At 32.6% G+C, this 19,012-nt stretch carries 17 protein-coding genes; all 17 read left to right on the top strand.

Annotated features, from left to right (window positions below):
• Positions 1–508 precede the first annotated feature (508 nt).
• The 17 genes from AC13EX_RS09680 to AC13EX_RS09600 all read left to right on the top strand — a co-directional run bounded on the left by AC13EX_RS09680 (position 509) and on the right by AC13EX_RS09600 (position 19,011).
• Complete coding sequence (locus AC13EX_RS09680) at positions 509–1,807, top strand: nucleotide sugar dehydrogenase (RefSeq protein ID WP_482892517.1); 1,299 nt, start codon at positions 509–511, stop codon at positions 1,805–1,807.
• Positions 1,808–1,986: 179 nt separating this feature from the next.
• Positions 1,987–3,426 (top strand): lipopolysaccharide biosynthesis protein, encoded by a 1,440-nt coding sequence (locus AC13EX_RS09675; RefSeq protein ID WP_482892516.1) that lies wholly within the window; start codon positions 1,987–1,989, stop codon positions 3,424–3,426.
• The gene (locus AC13EX_RS09670; RefSeq protein WP_482892514.1) at positions 3,423–4,505 is read left to right on the top strand and encodes a DegT/DnrJ/EryC1/StrS family aminotransferase; all 1,083 of its coding nucleotides are present in this window, start codon (positions 3,423–3,425) and stop codon (positions 4,503–4,505) included. Before AC13EX_RS09675 ends, AC13EX_RS09670 begins: the two co-directional genes overlap by 4 nt.
• Before the next feature lie 396 nt (positions 4,506–4,901).
• Positions 4,902–6,035, top strand: a complete 1,134-nt coding sequence (locus AC13EX_RS09665) for a TDP-N-acetylfucosamine:lipid II N-acetylfucosaminyltransferase family protein (protein ID WP_482892513.1) — start codon at positions 4,902–4,904, stop codon at positions 6,033–6,035.
• A gap of 109 nt (positions 6,036–6,144) precedes the next feature.
• Positions 6,145–7,197: an SDR family oxidoreductase gene (locus tag AC13EX_RS09660; protein WP_482892512.1), complete on the top strand. Its 1,053-nt coding sequence runs from the start codon at positions 6,145–6,147 to the stop codon at positions 7,195–7,197.
• 101 nt (positions 7,198–7,298) lie between these two features.
• Complete coding sequence (locus AC13EX_RS09655) at positions 7,299–7,526, top strand: hypothetical protein (RefSeq protein WP_482892510.1); 228 nt, start codon at positions 7,299–7,301, stop codon at positions 7,524–7,526.
• Positions 7,527–7,532: 6 nt separating this feature from the next.
• Positions 7,533–8,045 (top strand): NAD-dependent epimerase/dehydratase family protein, encoded by a 513-nt coding sequence (locus AC13EX_RS09650; RefSeq protein ID WP_482892508.1) that lies wholly within the window; start codon positions 7,533–7,535, stop codon positions 8,043–8,045.
• A 459-nt stretch (positions 8,046–8,504) separates the two neighbouring features.
• Entirely contained in the window at positions 8,505–9,974 is a 1,470-nt protein-coding gene (locus AC13EX_RS09645; RefSeq protein ID WP_482892506.1) for a lipopolysaccharide biosynthesis protein, read from the top strand.
• 402 nt (positions 9,975–10,376) lie between these two features.
• Entirely contained in the window at positions 10,377–11,441 is a 1,065-nt protein-coding gene (locus AC13EX_RS09640; protein ID WP_482892505.1) for a hypothetical protein, read from the top strand.
• A gap of 75 nt (positions 11,442–11,516) precedes the next feature.
• Entirely contained in the window at positions 11,517–12,599 is a 1,083-nt protein-coding gene (locus tag AC13EX_RS09635) for a glycosyltransferase (RefSeq protein WP_482892504.1), read from the top strand.
• Positions 12,596–13,183 carry an acyltransferase gene (locus tag AC13EX_RS09630; protein WP_482892503.1) on the top strand — a complete coding sequence of 196 codons (588 nt, stop codon included), beginning with the start codon at positions 12,596–12,598 and terminating at the stop codon, positions 13,181–13,183. Before AC13EX_RS09635 ends, AC13EX_RS09630 begins: the two co-directional genes overlap by 4 nt.
• Positions 13,180–14,313 (top strand): glycosyltransferase, encoded by a 1,134-nt coding sequence (locus AC13EX_RS09625; protein WP_482892502.1) that lies wholly within the window; start codon positions 13,180–13,182, stop codon positions 14,311–14,313. Before AC13EX_RS09630 ends, AC13EX_RS09625 begins: the two co-directional genes overlap by 4 nt.
• Entirely contained in the window at positions 14,300–15,340 is a 1,041-nt protein-coding gene (locus AC13EX_RS09620) for a polysaccharide biosynthesis protein (protein ID WP_482892501.1), read from the top strand. Before AC13EX_RS09625 ends, AC13EX_RS09620 begins: the two co-directional genes overlap by 14 nt.
• Positions 15,341–15,346: 6 nt before the next feature.
• Positions 15,347–15,772, top strand: a complete 426-nt coding sequence (locus tag AC13EX_RS09615; protein ID WP_482892500.1) for a WxcM-like domain-containing protein — start codon at positions 15,347–15,349, stop codon at positions 15,770–15,772.
• 31 nt (positions 15,773–15,803) lie between these two features.
• Positions 15,804–16,925, top strand: a complete 1,122-nt coding sequence (gene wecB, locus AC13EX_RS09610) for a non-hydrolyzing UDP-N-acetylglucosamine 2-epimerase (RefSeq protein WP_482892499.1) — start codon at positions 15,804–15,806, stop codon at positions 16,923–16,925.
• Positions 16,926–16,934: 9 nt separating this feature from the next.
• On the top strand, positions 16,935–17,795 hold the full coding sequence (locus AC13EX_RS09605) for a dTDP-4-dehydrorhamnose reductase family protein (protein ID WP_482892497.1): 861 nt from the start codon (positions 16,935–16,937) through the stop codon (positions 17,793–17,795).
• A gap of 4 nt (positions 17,796–17,799) precedes the next feature.
• Positions 17,800–19,011, top strand: coding sequence for a glycosyltransferase family 4 protein (locus AC13EX_RS09600; RefSeq protein ID WP_482892496.1), 1,212 nt, complete (start codon positions 17,800–17,802; stop codon positions 19,009–19,011).
• Position 19,012 lies beyond the last annotated feature (1 nt).

Here is a 19,012-nt window from a genome sequence, read left to right as displayed (position 1 = left end):
TGTCCAAAGATGAAAAAAAAATAGTTTACGAAAGAATCCCCCTAACCCCCTTTAGAGAAAGGGGGAGTTGTTTCAAACTGGATTCTAGGCAAATTTGGGATAGTTAACATTTTTGGATTTATATACCTTTTAGCCGGGATTATCTTGATATACCCAAAAGGAACGAAGAAGCCTGAAGGGCTGAAACTATAATAGCCACGGGTGAAGCCCGTGTTCCAGTGATTTAAATGATCTTGATTTTGGCGGCATTGTTGCCTTTTTTTCGCAACAATGATGACAAAATCCCTTTTGCATTTGAAGTACGCTAAAGAACTACCAAATCAAATTCATAACCGTCCCTACTGGAATAAATAAAATTTCCCTTTAAATAGGAGTCGGATTGGTAGCATTTATTAAATTATTAAAATAATATTCCGTTTTTACTGAAGTTGGAATAAAAAATACAAGTTAAAATAACTTATATTTGCATTCATTTATTTAAATCATTACAACTAATATTTTTAACCTCATGAGTACTCCTTTAAAAGATGTAAAAATTGCCGTAATTGGGCTTGGCTATGTTGGACTTCCCTTGGCTGTTGAATTTGCCAAAAAATTCCCAGTTATTGGCTTTGATATAGCCTCAAAAAGGGTTAAAGAATTGAACAATGGGCATGACTTCACGCTAGAGGTTGAGGACCATGACTTGCAAGCCGTATTGGCCAAATCCAGCCCTAAAGAGAAAGGACTTTACAATTCTGAGAACCCTGCTGACCTTTCCGATTGTCAGGTATATATCGTAACCGTACCTACTCCTACAGATCGGCATAACAGGCCGGTTTTAACACCTATGTTGAAAGCATCGGAGACCATTGCCAAATACCTTAAAAAAGGGGATGTGGTCATTTATGAATCAACGGTGTATCCGGGTGTTACCGAGGAAGAATGTGTGCCATTATTGGAAAAAAATAGTGGTTTGGTTTACAATAAAGACTTTTTTGCAGGTTACTCCCCTGAAAGAATCAATCCCGGAGACAAAGAGCATACGGTTTCAAAGATTTTAAAAGTTACTTCCGGTTCTACCCCTGAGATTGCTGAATATGTGGACAGTCTTTACAGAGAGGTAATTGTCGCAGGAACGCACAAAGCGAGTTGCATTAAAGTAGCGGAAGCAGCTAAGGTAATCGAAAATTCCCAGCGTGACATTAATATTGCTTTTGTCAATGAATTGTCTAAAATTTTCAACCTTTTAAATATTGATACTCAAGAAGTATTGGAAGCTGCCGGAACCAAATGGAACTTTTTACCCTTTAAGCCGGGATTGGTAGGTGGACACTGCATCAGTGTAGATCCTTTTTACCTGGCCCAAAAAGCCCAGGAAGTGGGCTATCATCCGGAAATTATCCTAGCAGGAAGAAGGCTGAATGATTCCATGGGAAAGCATGTCGCCACAGAGGTGATCAAACACATGATGCGCAAAGACTTAAAAGTAATAGATAGCAAGGTATTGATTCTAGGTTTCACCTTTAAGGAAGATTGTCCTGATGTTCGGAATACCCGAGTAATTGATATTTATGCTGAATTAAGGAATTTTGACATAGCCGTTGATGTATATGATCCTTGGGCAAATCCTGAAGAAGTAAAACACGAATACGGAGTGGACATTATAGGTGGTAAAAACTGCCCTTCTCTTGAGGAATACTCTGCAGTGGTCTTGGCAGTAGCGCATAAAGAATTCAAAGCCTTGCCAATTCAAAAAAGCAAAAACCTTGTGGTATATGATGTTAAAGCCGTTTTGGATAAGGACAAAGTGGATGCTAGACTTTAATTTGTCATTAAAATTGTTTTTGCCTAGATGAATTCGATTTGAAAATTTCTTTTGGTTAGACAAAAAACAATTGATAAAAATTAAATTTTATTACTAATAGTGCCTTATAAAATGGCATTGAATCAAAAATATTACCTTTCAATAGCAAATTAGGCTATTGAAAGGTTTTTAATTCATAAATGTCATTAAAAAAACAGACGCTTTCCGGTATATTCTGGACCTTTACCGATACTTTTGTTTTAAGAGGTTTGTCCTTTATTGCATCAGTGATCCTTGCCAGACTCCTTGGTCCGACAGAGTTCGGTTTAGTGGGCATGATCAGTGTTTTTATTGCCTTGGGCAATTCTTTTGTAGACAGTGGGCTGTCTGCCTCTCTTATCCGAACCAAAAATGCCGATGAGGAAGATTATGCCACGGTTTTTTACCTAAACCTAGCCTTGAGCGTGTTTGTGTATGGCATTTTTTATTTTATAGCGCCATTAATAGCTGCTTTTTTTGAGCAGGAGATATTGGAACTTATCGTGAGGGTGTACTGCCTTACCTTTATCATTTCGGCTTTTTCTGCAGTGCAGTTGGCCATGCTAAACAAAAGAATGAAGTTTAAGCAAATCATGAAATGTAAGGTTCCCGGAACCATTTTAGGTGTCTTGGTGGGCATTTGGATGGGTTATGCAGGCTTTGGTGTTTGGAGCATTGTTTGCATGTTTATGTGCACCCAACTTGGAACCTCCCTAATGCTTTGGTTAACTTCTACTTGGACGCCAAGCTTGGTGTTTTCCAAAAAGAAACTGAAATACCATTATAATTTTGGGTACAAACTTATGCTTTCAGGGCTTATCGATACCTTTTATAAAAATGTATATAAGTTAATTATCGGTAAGTTTTTTTCGGTACAGGAGTTGGGGTATTATGAAAGGGCGCATTCTTTTAATAACCAGTCGGTAATGATGTTTACCTCGATAATCAGTAAAGTTACTTACCCCTTACTTTCTAAAATACAAGATCAAAAAGAAAGGATAGCTGTTGTGTATAGACAACTTATACAATTCTCTTTTTTTATCATTGCTCCAATGATGCTTGGTGCTGCCGCAATGGCCAAACCTTTATTTTTGTTAATATTAGGAGAACAATGGTTACCTGCTGTTCCCTTTTTTCAAATACTCTGTTTTTCTGGTATATTTTACCCTATTCATTCTTTTAATATTAATGTATTGAAGGTGTATGGTAGAAGTGATTTGTTTTTAAAGCTTGAATTGATTAAAAAAGCATTAATAACTATCAGTATCCTTATAGGATTTCAATTTGGTATTTATGGTTTAGTTTGGAGTAGTGTTTTTACTTCTTTTGTAGGTTTATTGATCAATACGCATTACAGTAGTCGAATGATTCATTACACGACTTGGGAACAAGTGAAAGATTTATTTATCACACTGGTAAAAGCAGGCTTTATGGCAGGGTTTATGTTGTTATTCGTGCTTGAGATGGCTGAGTATTCTCTTTATCTTCAGTTATTAATTTCTGGGATATTTGGATTGGTTTTCTATGTTTTACTGAATTGGATGCTTAAAAGCCCTCAATTGACTTTTGTTTTTGAACTTATAAAAAATCAAAAAAATTGATTCCTGTAACCAAACCATTTCTTCCTCCTCAGGCCGAATATGAAAAATATCTTTCTGGTATTTGGAAAAGGCAATGGCTTACCAATTCAGGACCATTGGGAAGTGAGCTTGAGATGAAATTAAAAGCCCATTTGGAGGTAAAACATCTACTCTACGTTACCAATGGAACCATAGCACTGCAGATGGCCATTAAAGCTTTGGAACTAAAAGGGGAGATAATTACTACCCCTTTCTCATTTGTAGCGACTACCAGCAGCATAGTATGGGAGGGCTGCACCCCAGTTTTTGTTGATATTGACCCTAATTCTTTAAATATAGATTCAAGCAGGATAGAGGCGGCCATTACAGAAAATACTTCTGCCATTTTAGCTACCCATGTTTACGGAAACCCTTGTGATGTAGAAGCGATCGAAAGAATTGCGCAAAAGCATGACCTTAAAGTGATTTATGATGGGGCGCATGCCTTTGGGGTTAGGATAAATGGCAAGTCTATTTTTGATTATGGAGATATATCCACTTGCAGCCTACATGCCACTAAGCTGTATCATTCTATTGAAGGCGGATTAATCATGACCAAGAATTCTGGATTGCTAAAAAAATTAGCTTATATCAGAAATTTTGGCTTTAATGGCCCAGAAGCCTTTGCTGAGTTGGGCATAAATGGTAAAAATTCAGAGTTTCATGCAGCCATGGGCTTGGCCAATTTTGGTTATATCGATGCTATTCATGAGCATAGGAAAGCATTGACGGAAAGGTATGATACAATGCTTAGGAATTTAAGGGCTAGTAAACCTGAATGGCATGGAAATGCCAGTCTAAATTATGCCTATTACCCTATTATTTTTGAAAGTTCTGAGCAAATGCTGAATAGCTTATCAAAACTTCAAGGGAATGGAATATTTGCCAGGCGTTATTTTTATCCGTCTTTGGCCACTACCTTGCCTTATGTAGAAGCCAAAGCGATGAAAATAACGGACGATATTGCCTCTCGCATTTTATGTTTGCCTTTGTACTTTGACTTAACCGTAGAAGAAGTGGACTTAATAGCTCGTTTATTACTAAGGGTTCAAAACAATTGAGTTAAAAATGAAGGAGTAAGATTTTTCATAAAAGGTTTTTTTTGAATGGCTTTTCAGTTATTTATCTAAAACCGATTCCAATTTTTTAACCAGCCTTTTAATTAAAAGCTTATCTCTAACTGATTATTTGAAAAGCTTTATAAATGCTTTATTTTTTGGTTTCCTTAATGCGCAAATTAACCTTTTAGCACCCATAATAATTTATTTAAATGGTGAAGAAGTGGATATCAATGATTATACCATTGAATCAGTTATATCGGGAATCAGAGTGTTAAGCGTAGTAGGGTTAAATTTAAAAAGGTTTCGGATTTTCAACTTATGGGATTTAATGTATTTTAGACCTAGGTTGTTTGTTTAAGATTTTTTATAGTAAGCATTGATTAATATTTGTATTAAATGAAGATAGCTCATTTTTTTAATAACAATAAATTTGTAGACAAGCACATCAAAAAATACATTGAATGTGATTTTGAAAATGATTTCTTTTATCTAAATAATGAAAATAACTATTCCGGAAGTCATAAAGACAAAGTAGTTTATCTACCTCCAGAGTCTGAAGCCTACAATTCCATAATTAATAGAATTGAGACTTATGATATTGTAATTCTTTATTACCTGAATACTGATAAATTTCGATTGATTGAGGCAATCAAGCACAGTAAAGTGAAAATTATTTGGTCTTTTTATGGTGCAGAGCTTTATTCCCTACCCAGTATTCGATTGAAAATGCTTAGTGAGAATACCCAATTGGTATTAAAGGATGAATTATCTAAATCTAATTCGGAATCAATTAAGAATGTTTTTAGATGGCTATTGTCTCCCTTTAGAAATAAAAGGACTAACCATCAATGGATAAAGAAATCTTGCAAAAGAATAGATTATTTTCTTTGGTACAACGAGTTTGAGTATGAACTCTTAAATAAACACATGGGGCAAATTCTTCCTACCTTTATGGAGGCTCCATTAAATAATGCTTTGGATAAGGTAGAACCGGACCCAAACAAAGAAAATAGCCTTTTGATTGGGAACTCAGCCTCTTATTATAACAACCATTTGGATGCTTTGGATATACTGGCCACAAATGGATACAAAGGCAAGGTTTCTTTGCCTTTTAGCTATTTAAAAAACGACAACTATGTCGCTTTAATTGAAAAGTATGCCCTTCGTTCAGGCTTGGCTTTCAAAATTATTGATGAATTCATGACCTATGCCGAATATATAGAATTTATTAATCGGCATAAGGCGGCTGTGTATCCTTCCTATAGGCAAATGGGATTGGGTAATATTTTTATTGGCATTAGATGTGGACTTAAGATTTATTTAAGCGATAAGAATCCAACTTTAAAATGGCTAAGGGAGAAGGGAATGAAAATCTACAGTATGGAACAGGATCTTTCAAATGACCTGATTAAGCATAATTTGACTTTGGAACCTGCGCATGTTGCTTTGAATAATAACCTCTATACTTCTATGGTTTCCGCTGAGCAGGATAAGCTTTTGTTTAACAAATTTAAAAGTATCATCGAATAGCTTTTGTAATATGGAGTTTCACTTGTGTAAAGATGGAAACTACTAAAAACCCTATTTATTTTGGTTGAGAACCTAAGATTTTAAAAAAAAATAATAATATTTGATTTTTATGAATTACGAAGTGAAACACAAAAAAGTTCTGGTTACCGGAGGAGCGGGTTTTATTGGCTCCAATCTAATAGATGTGCTATTAGAAAACGATAATACCGTAGTTTGTTTAGATAACTTTGCTACCGGTAAGATTGAAAATTTGAAGAATGCACAAAAAAATCCCAATTTTACTTTGATTGAAGGGGATATTCGGGATAGGGATACATGTATAAAAGCGGTGGAAGGTTGTGATTATGTGTTTCATCAAGCTGCTTTGGGTTCTGTGCCTCGGTCTATTGCCGACCCTATTACGAGTACAGAAGTGAATATTGTGGGATTTGTCAATATGTTGTTTGCAGCCAAGGAAGCAGGAGTAAAACGTTTTGTTTATGCTGCCAGTTCTTCTACCTATGGGGACCATAAAGCCCTGCCCAAGGTGGAGCATGTGATAGGGAATTCCTTATCCCCTTATGCCATTACCAAATATGTGGATGAATTGTTTGCCAAAAACTTTTCAGACATCTACGGCATAGAGACAGTAGGCTTGCGCTACTTTAATGTTTTTGGAAGAAGACAAGATCCCAATGGGGCCTATGCTGCAGTGATTCCTAAGTTTGTTTCCAGCCTAATTAAGCACGAGAGTCCAAAAATTAATGGGGATGGCAGTTATTCAAGGGATTTTACTTATATCGACAATGTGATTCAGGCCAATCAATTGGCCGCGTCAGTACCCACATCCGTTTTTAAGGAGAGAATTAAAGAATACCAAAAATCCGTTCAGGGAGTTCCGGAAGTTAGCGAAGTAGCTACTATTTCTCAAGTCTTCAACGTGGCCTATGGAGAAAGGGCCTCGCTTAATGATTTGGCAGAAGCATTGAAATTGGGGCTTTCTAAATACGATAGCGACATTGCAAATATTGAATTTCAATATGGTCCCAATAGGGCGGGCGATGTACCCCATTCTCATGCAGCTATTGAAAAAGGAAATACTATTCTGGGTTATTCCCCTAAATATTCTTTAGAAGCCGGATTGGAAGAGGCTTGCGCTTGGTATTGGGAGAATTTAAAGTGATGAAAACTAATATTTAGAAGTCAAGAAAGTAAAAATTGATCCCAAGATAGGTGAAAAGGTAGTTTAACTCGATTTGAGGGTGAAGGCAAATGATTTAGTAAATGACTTTTCTACGGCGAATGATGCTATTGGAACAACAGTTTTCCAATTCTCCGATACAAAACCTAAAGGAAGTAATTATTCAAATTACATTGATATTGTTATTTAGTAACATTAAAAACCTGGAAGTCGCTCAAAGCAACCCAAAGTTTACCCTTATAGAAGGTGATATTAGAGACAGAGAAACATGTATGATAGCGGTGGAAGACTGTGACAATGTCTTGCATTAGGCTGCTTTGGGATCTGTTCTCAGATCTATCAATGACCCAATTACTACCAATGAAATAAACGTGAGCGGTTTTCTGAATATGCTTGTGGCAGCAAGAGATTTGGAAGTGAAGCGTTTATCTATGCAGAAAGTAGCTCCACCTGGGGGGATTCAGAGGCTCTGCCTAAGATGGAAAGGTGATAGGAAAACCCTTATTCCCTTAGCGATTACTAAGTATGTCAATGAGCTTTATGCAGAAAACTTTTGTAGGGCATATAGTCTTAATACCATTGGATTAAGATGTTTCAATGTATTTGCAAGAAGGCAAGACCCAAATGGAGCTTATGCAGAATTAATCCCGCTATTTGTATGGAAATTTATGAACCATGAGAGCCCCCTAATTAATGGAGACTGTACTTTTTCGCGTCACTTTACCTACGAAGATGATGTATTTAAGAAGAACCTGCTTTGCATTACTACAGAAAATGAATCTGCCCTTAATCAGGTTTATAATAAAGATATAAGAGATAGAATGAGATAAATTAAGTTGTCTGAACTAATCAAAAAGCATCTCGCAGTTTAAGACCCATCGATTGCTAAGATATCAATTGTTCATGGTCTAAATCATAATAGAGATATTCCCCACTCCTTACCTTTAGTCGAGAAAACAGAGGAATTGCTTGGCTACAATGCAACCCATACAATTGATGAAGGAATAAAAAAGGCAGGTAGCTCGTACTGGGATAGCTTATAAAATATAAATTGAGCAATATTAATACTTTATATTGATTATTTTCCTTATATATAAAAAAGATAAATTTTCTAATATTAATAATTTTTAGATGAATTATTTAATTATATATTAGATAGTTAATAATCAAATTTAGTAAATAGAAAACAATTAATAATATATTTTTAAAAACGAATTATATTGCAAAATAGAATGAAAATTACAGTAAAATATAATATTGAAAAGCCTTATATTTTTGATTAGTATCTAATGAGTCTAAGGAAAAAAACGATAAAAGGCGTCCTATGGAATAGCTTTGAAATGTTTGGAGGTAAAATAATTCAAATTATTATTACCATAATACTAGCTAGAATGCTTACTCCTGAAGATTTCGGAATTATTGGCTTATTAGTAATCTTCACAGAACTTTCAAAAGTAATATTAGACAGTGGGTTTTCTCAAGCTTTAATTAGAAAACAGGATGCTGATCAAGCCGATTTTACGTCGATATTTTATTTTAATATTCTTGTTGGAATAGTAGTTTATATGCTTCTATATTTTTTATCGCCATTAATTAGCGACTTCTATAATTATCCCGAATTAACAAATATCTCAAGAGTTGTTTTTTTAACTATTTTCATTAACTCTTTTGGTATAGTCCAAAATGCTAAAATTATAAAAGAAGTCAATTTCAAGATACTTGCAAATAGAACCATACTGGCAAATTTGTTGGCAGGAATACTAGCAGTATATTTAGCATTTAAAGGATTTGGTGTTTGGGCTTTAATTCTGCAAATGGTTGTAGCGTCTTTTTTAAGAGTTGTATTGCTGTGGACATTTTCTAATTGGTTGCCTTCAATAAGTTTTAGTATAAATCCTATACGAAGGCTGTTCGCTTTCAGTGGGAATTTAATGGTTTCCGGTATTTTTGACGTTATCGCATCAAATATTCAAACGTTATTAATTGGGAAGTTTTATACAAAAGCTGATTTGGGCTTTTACACTCAAGGTAAGCAACTTACAGTTATTCCTTCACAAAATCTCACGACAATAGTCCGAAATGTAACTTATCCAACTTTATCTGTAATTCATGATAAAACTGTTCAGCTTAAAAATGCTTATAGAAAAGTTATAAGAATTGCGGTTTTTGTTGTATTCCCATTGATGTTAAGTTTGATGGCAATTGGTGATAAATTAATACCTTTTTTATTAGGAGATGTTTGGAAGCCAGCTATTCCATATTTTATGCTATTGTGCATTACAGGGGCAATATTTCCATTATATTCCGTTAATCAAAATATTTTTTTAATTAGAGGTAATAGTAAATTACATCTAAAGATTTCTCTTTTACTAAGAATTCTTACTTTTGGATCAATATTAATAACTATTTGGCATAGTGTTCTAATTTTAGTAATTGGTCAGGTAGTAGCAACAGTTATAGGGACTGTAATTGTAATGTATTATTCTGGACGTGAAATTGGTTATAAATTAACAGAACAATTTGAGGATATTTCTGGAACTATTTTAATTTCTGCTACTTTATTTAGTTTATTGTATTATTTATGTTATAAATTTTTGACAATTAGTGACTTATGGGTATTGATTATACAGTTTATAGGTGGTTTAATTTTGTTTTTAATGATTGCATTGACTCTAAAATTAAGAGTCATAGATGATTTAAAAGAAATATTGTTTGCTTTAAAAAATAAAGATGTCAATAATTCTAATGAAAGTATCTAAAATAGCTTTGTATTTATTTTTTTATAACAATCTTTTTATTTCATGAATAAGAGTTGGTACATAGGCAATCTGAATATATATTCGTTACCGGGGACGCTATTTATATTGTCTTTTTTAGTCTCATTTTATAGCTTATATCTATCATTTATTAATGCTTATGAAAGTAACTTAGAATTTCTTTTTATTATTCCTTCTGCGTTTACTTTTTGTTTATGGTTCTTTTCTTCTCATAAAATATATTATGGCCCGGGTTTAATAGTTATGCATTGCATAATGTTTTTGAGGTATGTGTTTTTTTTTCCATTTTATATACTCAGTGATTACGAATCTGATATAATTCCAAGAACTTTAATTAGCGAATATGTATATCATTCCTACTATATCATTTTAGTAGAAATGTTCGTGATCTTTATAACTATTAAGTATCTCGCAAAAGGAAATAATGGTTTAATAATTTTTAAAAAAAAATCAAATCCTTTATTTATTTTTTTATTAGTATCGTTTTCATTAGGGGTTATAACTCTTTTTCCTGAACTTTTAATTAACTTCAATTTTGTATTTGACTCTTCAAGATATGCAGATCCTTCATATTCATTTGGAGATGAAGAAGTGGTTTATGGTCCTACCTTTGGCCTTGAATTAATTAAATTTTCTATTATTTTTTTAAATTTATATTTATTTGAAAAGTTTTGCTGGAAATTTCATTCAAGCAAAAAAAACTTATTTATTTTTCTTTCAATACTTTCAATACTCTTTTTCACTTTATTTTATATAGGAGTAAGTAGGGCCAGTATTTTGTTACCTTTTTTATCATATTTTTTTATAGTATCTAAATTTTATAAAGAATTTAGTAAGAAAATTTTGATTTTCATTTCAATATATTTTTTTATCCTTATGTTAACTCTTACAATTTATAAGCAGTTTCGTACTAGTTCTATATCTGAAGGTGTAGGGGATTTAATTGGACCTGCTTACTTTTCAAATTTTGTTAATGACTATACAAGTAGCTTTCCAAGTATTTATCAAGGATTATATGGATTTAGTCAGTATGGTGAAAAGAATTATGGTGAGCTTATAGCAAATGACTATTTAAGTTCTATTCCTTTAGTTCATAGATTTGCAAATATGGATAATAGGACTAGTACTATTTTTAATGAAAAGATAGCAATCTTTCTTGATAGGGCAAGTTTCAGGATATTGCCTATGAGTATTCAAGGATATATGCATTTAGGTTTATTATTCTTTTTTATTTATCCTTTTCTTACAGTCCTTTTAATTATTCATTTTGATTCATTTTTCCGGCGTTCAAAAGATGTTTATACATCTTATGCATTTGCATTAGTTTCTGTTGGGATTGGATTTAGTATTGGTTACATATTCACCTATCATGTCATAGGTCGAATTTTCAAACTTTTTTTACCTATGATATTATTAGTGTTTGTCAATAATAAAAAAATTAAATTTTGATTTGATTTGATTTTTTTTATTTATATTTAAAAATTAATAAATTGTTGAATTGGTTGTATTTTAAGTTAAATCTTGATGAAAATTCTTGTTGTTGGTAATGGTTCTATTGGTGTTTACGAAGATATTTCTTTTTTTATAAATAATCATACTGGATATTTTTTGCAAGATATAAGTGAAGTTCATTCTGTTAGTTTTACACAAAGTGCTACGGTTTATGACCAAAATAATAATTTATTGAATTTTGATCTAGTTACTCATTCTTTAAACTTTGTACTTCTTCCTAATATAAAATCACTTTCCTTCTTTATTAAAATATTTCAATTGATAAAAAGTAATGATTTTATATACATTTTCTACCCAGGCATTGTCGGTAAAATTATGGCTTATGTCGCTAATTTATTGGGAAAGCCAATTGGGCTTTATATAAGGGGGCAGTATTATAATCAAAGTTTCATTGATCGGATTATTTTGAATAGGGCAAAATTCATTCTCGCTGTTTCTCCATCATTATCAGAGGATCTTTTAAGATTTTGTGATAATGTTGATGTCATAAAACCTATGATTAGTATTCAACTGGCTGATTTTAATCTTAACAGAAATTACAATACTCCTAAATCATGGAATCTTCTTTTTGTGGGTAGAGTTGAAGAAAGAAAAGGCATATATGAGTTAATTGAAATTGCTAAGCATCTTCAATTAAAAAATTTCCAATTTGTATTAAATATAGTTGGGGGGGGGGATTTATTTGATGAAGTAAAAGCTCTTATTAATCAATTAAATCTTCAAGAATATATAATGTTGCATGGTTTGATTTCAGATAAAGATTCATTGATGTTAATGTATGATAATGCCGATGCTTTTATTTTTACATCTCATGATGAGGGTTTTCCTAGGGTGCTTTACGAGGCAATGGCAAGTGGGTTGCCTATTTTTACCACATTTGTTGGTGGGATTTCTGGAAGAATGAAGCATCTTTTTAATTGTATTGAAATTCCTGTTAAAGATTCTACAAAAGCTGGAGTTATAGTTAATCAATATTTGGATCAGGTAGGAGTTCTAGAAGAAGTTGGAAGAAAAGGACAAGAAACTTTAAAAGAAATTATAAATGGATCCTTATTATCGCATGCTGATTTACTTTTAAAAAAAATTGATCAATGAAAAGTAAGTTTATTAAATATTGGAATTTAGAACCTCTTGGGTTAATCAAATTTTTGAGTGTTTTCATCAGGGTACTTTATGTTTCTGTTTTTGAAAAAATGTCCAGTTTTTTTTGGAAGTTTAATTTAGGAAAAGTGGGAAATAACTTAATTGTACAAAAGGGAGTTTCTATTCGATATCCTAGTAATCTTATTTTGGGTGATAATGTTTCTTTAGGTAGGGAAGTTAGTATATTTTCTGAATTTCCTGAAAGTGAGTTGATTATTGGAAATAATTCTCAAGTTAATAAATGGGTTCAACTTGATTTTAGTGGTAATCTTACAATAGGTGATCGTGTAGTTATTTCTGAGCATGTTAATATTATGAGTCATGATCATGGTCTTAATCCATTTTCAAAACCTAATAAGTTATCTAAAGTGATAAGTAATGGAGTTTGGATAGGTGCAAATGCAATAATTCTACCTCATGTACAATTTATTGGTGAAAATTCCATTATTGCAGCAGGCTCAATAGTTACAAAAAATGTTGATTCTAATACCATAGTAGGTGGTAATCCAGCTAAGGTTCTCCGTAATATTATATGAAAATTTTCCATCCACTTTTATGTTATTATCCATCGCAAGCGGGAGGACCTGCTAATACCTTGTATTGGTTAAATTCTGCAATTAATAAAAAGGAATTTGATGTTTCTGTTTTATCTACAAACTTTGGGTTAGATCCTCTAAAATCCCTTCATGATGTGTCAAATACTATAAATTCTCCAGGTCATCAAGTTTTGTTTTTGGATAGCAGTAGTATAAAGTTTTTAAAATATGGATTTGATTTAATAAATGAAAGTGATGTTGTTCAATTTTCCAGTATCTTTTTCCTTCCGACCTTACCTCTATTGATTAAAGCTACATTTAATAGGAAAAAAGTTATTTTATCACCTAGAGGTGAACTCTATCCAGCAGCTTTAAAAATTAAAAGTTTTCAGAAAAGAATATTTCTTTTTTTTATAAAAATCTTTCAAACTAAATTAATTTTTCACGCTACAAATAATTTTGAATCTAATATTATTAATAAATATTTCCCTAGAGCCAAAGAGATAATTACTATTCCTAATTACGTTAAAATGCCACTTAAACAAAACGTAGAAATTATAAATGGGCAGCTTTTATTTATTGGTAGAATAAATCCAATCAAAAATATTGATGTTTTGATAAAATCAGTTGTTTTATCTCAGAAGCTTTCGAAGGTTAAATTGAATCTTTTAATTGTTGGTTCAGCTCGTTTGCCATACGAAATAGCTTATGAAAAACGGTTAAAACAACTTGTCAAAACCCTAGATATTCAAGATTCTGTTACTTTTATGGGACACGTTCAGGGTAGTTATAAAGATAAACTTATAGCCTCTTCGCAGGCATTGGTTTTGCCATCACAATCTGAAAATTTCGGTAATGTAGTTTTAGAAGCATTGGCGCAAGGTACACCAGTTATCGCTTCAAAAAATACCCCTTGGCAATCTTTAACAAAATTTAATGCAGGCTATTGGACTGAGGGTTCCATAGATGGAATTTCTAAATCTATAGTTCAATTAATTGACCTACCTAAAATTGATTATTTGAAAATGAGGGATAGAGCCTATTCCTTATGTCTTAATAATTTTGATATTAAATCTAATATATTTCATTGGGAAAAGTTATATAAACAATTATTACATGTTCAAAAATAAAACACTTTTAATTACTGGAGGGACTGGGTCCTTTGGGAACGCGGTTTTAAACCGTTTTTTAAACACCGATCATTTTAGTGAAATTCGCATTTTTTCTCGTGATGAAAAAAAGCAACACGATATGCGGGTTGCTTTAAATCATCCCAAACTAAAATTCTATATTGGAGATGTTCGGAATTATGACAGTATAGAAAGAGCCATGAGAGGGGTGGATTATGTATTCCATGCCGCTGCGCTTAAACAAGTACCATCTTGTGAATTCTTTCCTATAGAGGCAACTAAAACCAATGTATTTGGTACACAGAACGCCATAGATGCTGCTATTAAAAATAATGTTGAGAAAATTATATGTCTAAGTACTGACAAAGCGGCTTACCCAATTAATGCAATGGGGATTTCCAAAGCACTAATGGAAAAGGTAGCTATTGCAGCTTCAAGAAATATACCAAAAAATGCCACCACGGTATGTTTGACCAGGTATGGTAATGTCATGGCCTCTAGAGGTTCGGTTATTCCTTTGTTTCAACAACAAATAAAAAACGGTGAAGTACTTACCATTACAGATCCAAGCATGACACGTTTCTTGATGTCCTTAGAAGATGCTGTTGATTTGGTGCTTTTTGCCTTTGAGCATGGGAATCAAGGAGATCTTTTTGTGAATAAGGCTCCTGCAGGTACAATTGGAGACTTAGCCCAAGCACTATTGGAATTGAATAATGCGGAAAATGAAATCAAGGTCATTGGTACACGACATGGAGAAAAGTTGTATGAAACTTTGTGTACGCGTGAAGAAATGTTAAAAGCAAAGGATATGGGAGATTTTTATAGAATTCCAGCTGATAACCGAGACCTTAATTACAATCAATACTTTTTTGAAGGTGAAAAAGACATCTCTAAAGTTGAAGATTATCATTCACATAATACTGAGCAATTAGACGTAAATGGAATGAAAGAATTGTTGAGCAAGTTGCCTTTAATTAAGAGAGAAGTTTTTGGTGAAAAGGATGTGGACCAATATGAAGGATAAAATTTTATGAAAGATCCTAAAATTATTAGTGGAGGTATTCATTCAGATGAACGAGGTAGTATTTCCTTTATAAATGAATTTGATTTCTCGGAAGTTAAAAGATTTTATAATATTTATCATTCATCAACTGAAGTCGTTAGGGCCTGGCAAGGTCATAAAGAGGAATCCAAATGGTTTTATGTCAGTTCAGGTTCTTTTAAAATTGTTTTGGTTAAAATTGATAATTGGGATTTAGGACGCACGGCCAATTTACCCTTAGAATTCCACCTTGAATTTTCAAAACCCCAGATATTATTTATTCCAGGGGGGTATGTTAATGGTTTTCAAGCAACTACCTCAGATTCTAAGCTTATGGTTTTTTCTGATTTTACTATCGAGGAATCTAAGAATGATGATTTCAGGTTTGATAAAAATTTATGGTATAAGTGGTAAATAAAACAGCAATACAAACAGTTTAAAAGAAATGAGTAAATTAAAAGTAGTAACGGTTTTAGGGACTCGACCTGAAATTATTAGGTTAGCAGAATGTATTAAAAAATGTGATCTATTTTTTGATCACGTTTTGGTGCATACAGGTCAAAATTACGACTATACCTTAAATGAAATATTTTTTGAAGATTTAGATTTGAGAAAACCTGATCATTTTTTAAATGTTGCAGGTAACCATTTGGGAGAAACAATTGGTAATGTTATTGCCAAATCCTACGAAATACTTACTTTGGAAAAACCCGATGCCCTATTGGTTCTTGGAGATACCAACAGTGTGCTTTGCACGATTGCTGCAAAAAGGTTGAAGATTCCCATCTTTCATATGGAGGCAGGAAATAGGTGTTTCGATCAAAATGTCCCGGAAGAAATAAATCGTAAAATTTCTGATCATATTAGTGATATTAATTTAACCTATACCGAACATAGTCGGAGATACTTGTTAAGTGAAGGGTTCAGAAAGGACCACGTATTTGTTACAGGATCCCCATTAAGAGAAGTTTTAAATAAATATCAAGATAAAATTAAAGGCAGTGATGTCGTTGAAAGGTTAAAACTTGAAACCGGTAAATATTTGGTTGTAAGTGCTCATAGAGAAGAGAATATTGATTTAAAAAACCACTTTGAACTATTAGTAAAAGGATTAAACGCTGTTGCTGATAAATACAAATTTCCTATAATTTTCTCTACTCATCCAAGGACCAGAAAAAGGATTGAAAATAATAATATTACCTTTCACCCTTTAATTAGCAACATTCCACCATTGGGATTTTTTGATTATGTGAAATTGCAACAAAATGCTTTTATCGTCTTATCAGACAGTGGAACTATAAGTGAAGAGTCTGCTATGATGGGGTTTCCGGCAGTAAGTATCCGTACAAGTACAGAAAGACCAGAGGCTATTGATGCAGGTACAATAGTATTGGGTGGAATTACGGAGGAACAAATATTAAACAGTATTGAAATTTCCTCTAAGCTACCTGTTAGTGATGTTGCTAATTTACCAGTGGAGTACAATGTGCCTAATACCTCTGAAAGGGTTGTAAAAGTTATTCAAAGTTATACATCCATAGTTGATAGAGTAATCTGGAATAAATAGAAATAAAACATGAAGAAGATTTTAGTTATAGGTTCAAAAGGAATGGCTGGCCATATTATCAAGTCATATTTAAATGAGTTGGGAATTTATGAAATTTGGGGGATGGCACGTGGTGCTGATGAGGTGGGGAATTTTATACATTTAGATGTTGGGAAAACTGAAAAGTTAGAACAAATTCTAAATGAAAATAAGTTTGATTTTGTGATCAACTGCATAGGTTTATTAAATAAAACGGCAGAAGACAATCCAGATCAAGCTATTTTTTTTAATAGTTATTTCCCTCACTTTTTATCGGCTTTAGGTAAAAAAATTGGTTTTAAATTAATTCATATCAGCACTGATTGTGTTTTCTCAGGAAAAGAAGGGGGCTATGTAGAAGATAGCTTTAAAAATGGTATTGGATTTTATGCACAATCAAAAGCACTTGGAGAAGTAATCAACGATCGTGATTTGACTTTTAGAACTTCTATCATTGGACCTGAATTAAAATCAGATGGAATAGGTCTATTCCATTGGTTTATAAATCAAACCAATCCAATTTCCGGTTACAAAGAAGCTTATTGGACGGGCGTCACAACTATTGAATTAGCTAAGGCAATTCATGAAGCAATAAAACAAGAATTAAAAGGTTTATATCATCTTGTAAATGGTGATAAAATTGCAAAATATGATTTACTAAAGTTGTTTAATCAAACTTTTAAGGAAAATAAAATTAAAATTGAAGGAAAATCTGATTATAAGGTTGATAAAAGCCTTGTAAACACAAGGTCTGATTTTAATTATGAAATTCCTTCTTATGAAACCATGATCGAACAAATGAAAGATTGGATGGTTAACCACCCATCTTTTTATTTACATTATAAATTTTGATTAATTGAAAATTCTTATTATTACCCAATATTTTTGGCCAGAAACTTTTCGCATAAATGATTTAGCGTTAGGCCTAAAGGAAAGGGGGAATGAAGTTCAAGTGCTTACCGGTAAACCAAATTACCCAAGTGGGAATTTTTATCCAGGCTACAATTTTTTCAAAAAGTCGGAAGAAGATTGGCAAGGAATAAGGATACACAGGAGTCCTTTAATCACGAGAGGAAGTGGATCTGGTATTAAGCTAATGATTAATTATTTATCATTTGCATTTTTAGCTTCTTTTCGAGGTATATTTCTTAAGGAAAAATATGATTTAATTTTTGTTTATGAGCCTTCCCCTATTACTGTTGGCATTCCAGCAGTTTTTATTGGGAAAAGGCTTAATATACCTATTTATTTTTGGGTTCAGGACCTGTGGCCTGAAAGTGTTTCTGCAGCTGGTCAATTAAATAATCGGTTTATTTTAAGACAGCTTGATAAGGTGACAAAATGGATTTACCATAATTCTAAAAAGGTTCTCATCCAATCAGAAGGGTTTCGGGAATACATTCTCAATCAAGGTGTACCGAATGATAAAATAATTTATTATCCTAATTCTACCGAATCATTTTATAATATAGTACCTCCAAATAATGAAATCGAAAAATTAATCCCTAAGGTTCCATTTTGTGTAATGTTTGCAGGGAATATTGGTGAGGCCCAAGATTTTGAAAATATAATTGAAGCAGCAAAGATTATAAAAGAGAGAAACTCGGATATTCATTTTGTTATTCTAGGAAATGGAAGGAAAAAGGAATTTGTAATACAAAAAATCAAAGAGTATGATTTGATTAGTAATTTTCATTTACTCGGAGCCTATCCAGTTAATAATATGCCTGATTTTTTTGCAAGTAGTGATGCACTCTTGGTTAGTTTAAAGAAAAGTAAAATATTTTCTTTAACCATTCCTTCGAAAGTTCAATCCTATTTAGCATGTGGTAAACCTATTATTGGAGCTCTTGACGGTGAGGGTGCAAATGTAATTTTGAAGGCAAAGGCTGGACTTGTAGCTACCGCAGGTGATTCTAAGAGCTTAGCTGACATTATATTGCAACTATATTCTCTTTCGCCTCAAGAACGAAGTGAAATGGGGTTTAACGCTAGAGAATATTTTAATGAAAATTTTGAAAGAGAATTGTTACTAGATAAATTAATACAGATTTTTGAGGAAAAATAGA

This window comes from Cyclobacterium sp. L-R (assembly GCF_056859355.1).
This window is presented reverse-complemented; position numbering and strand designations above follow the sequence as displayed.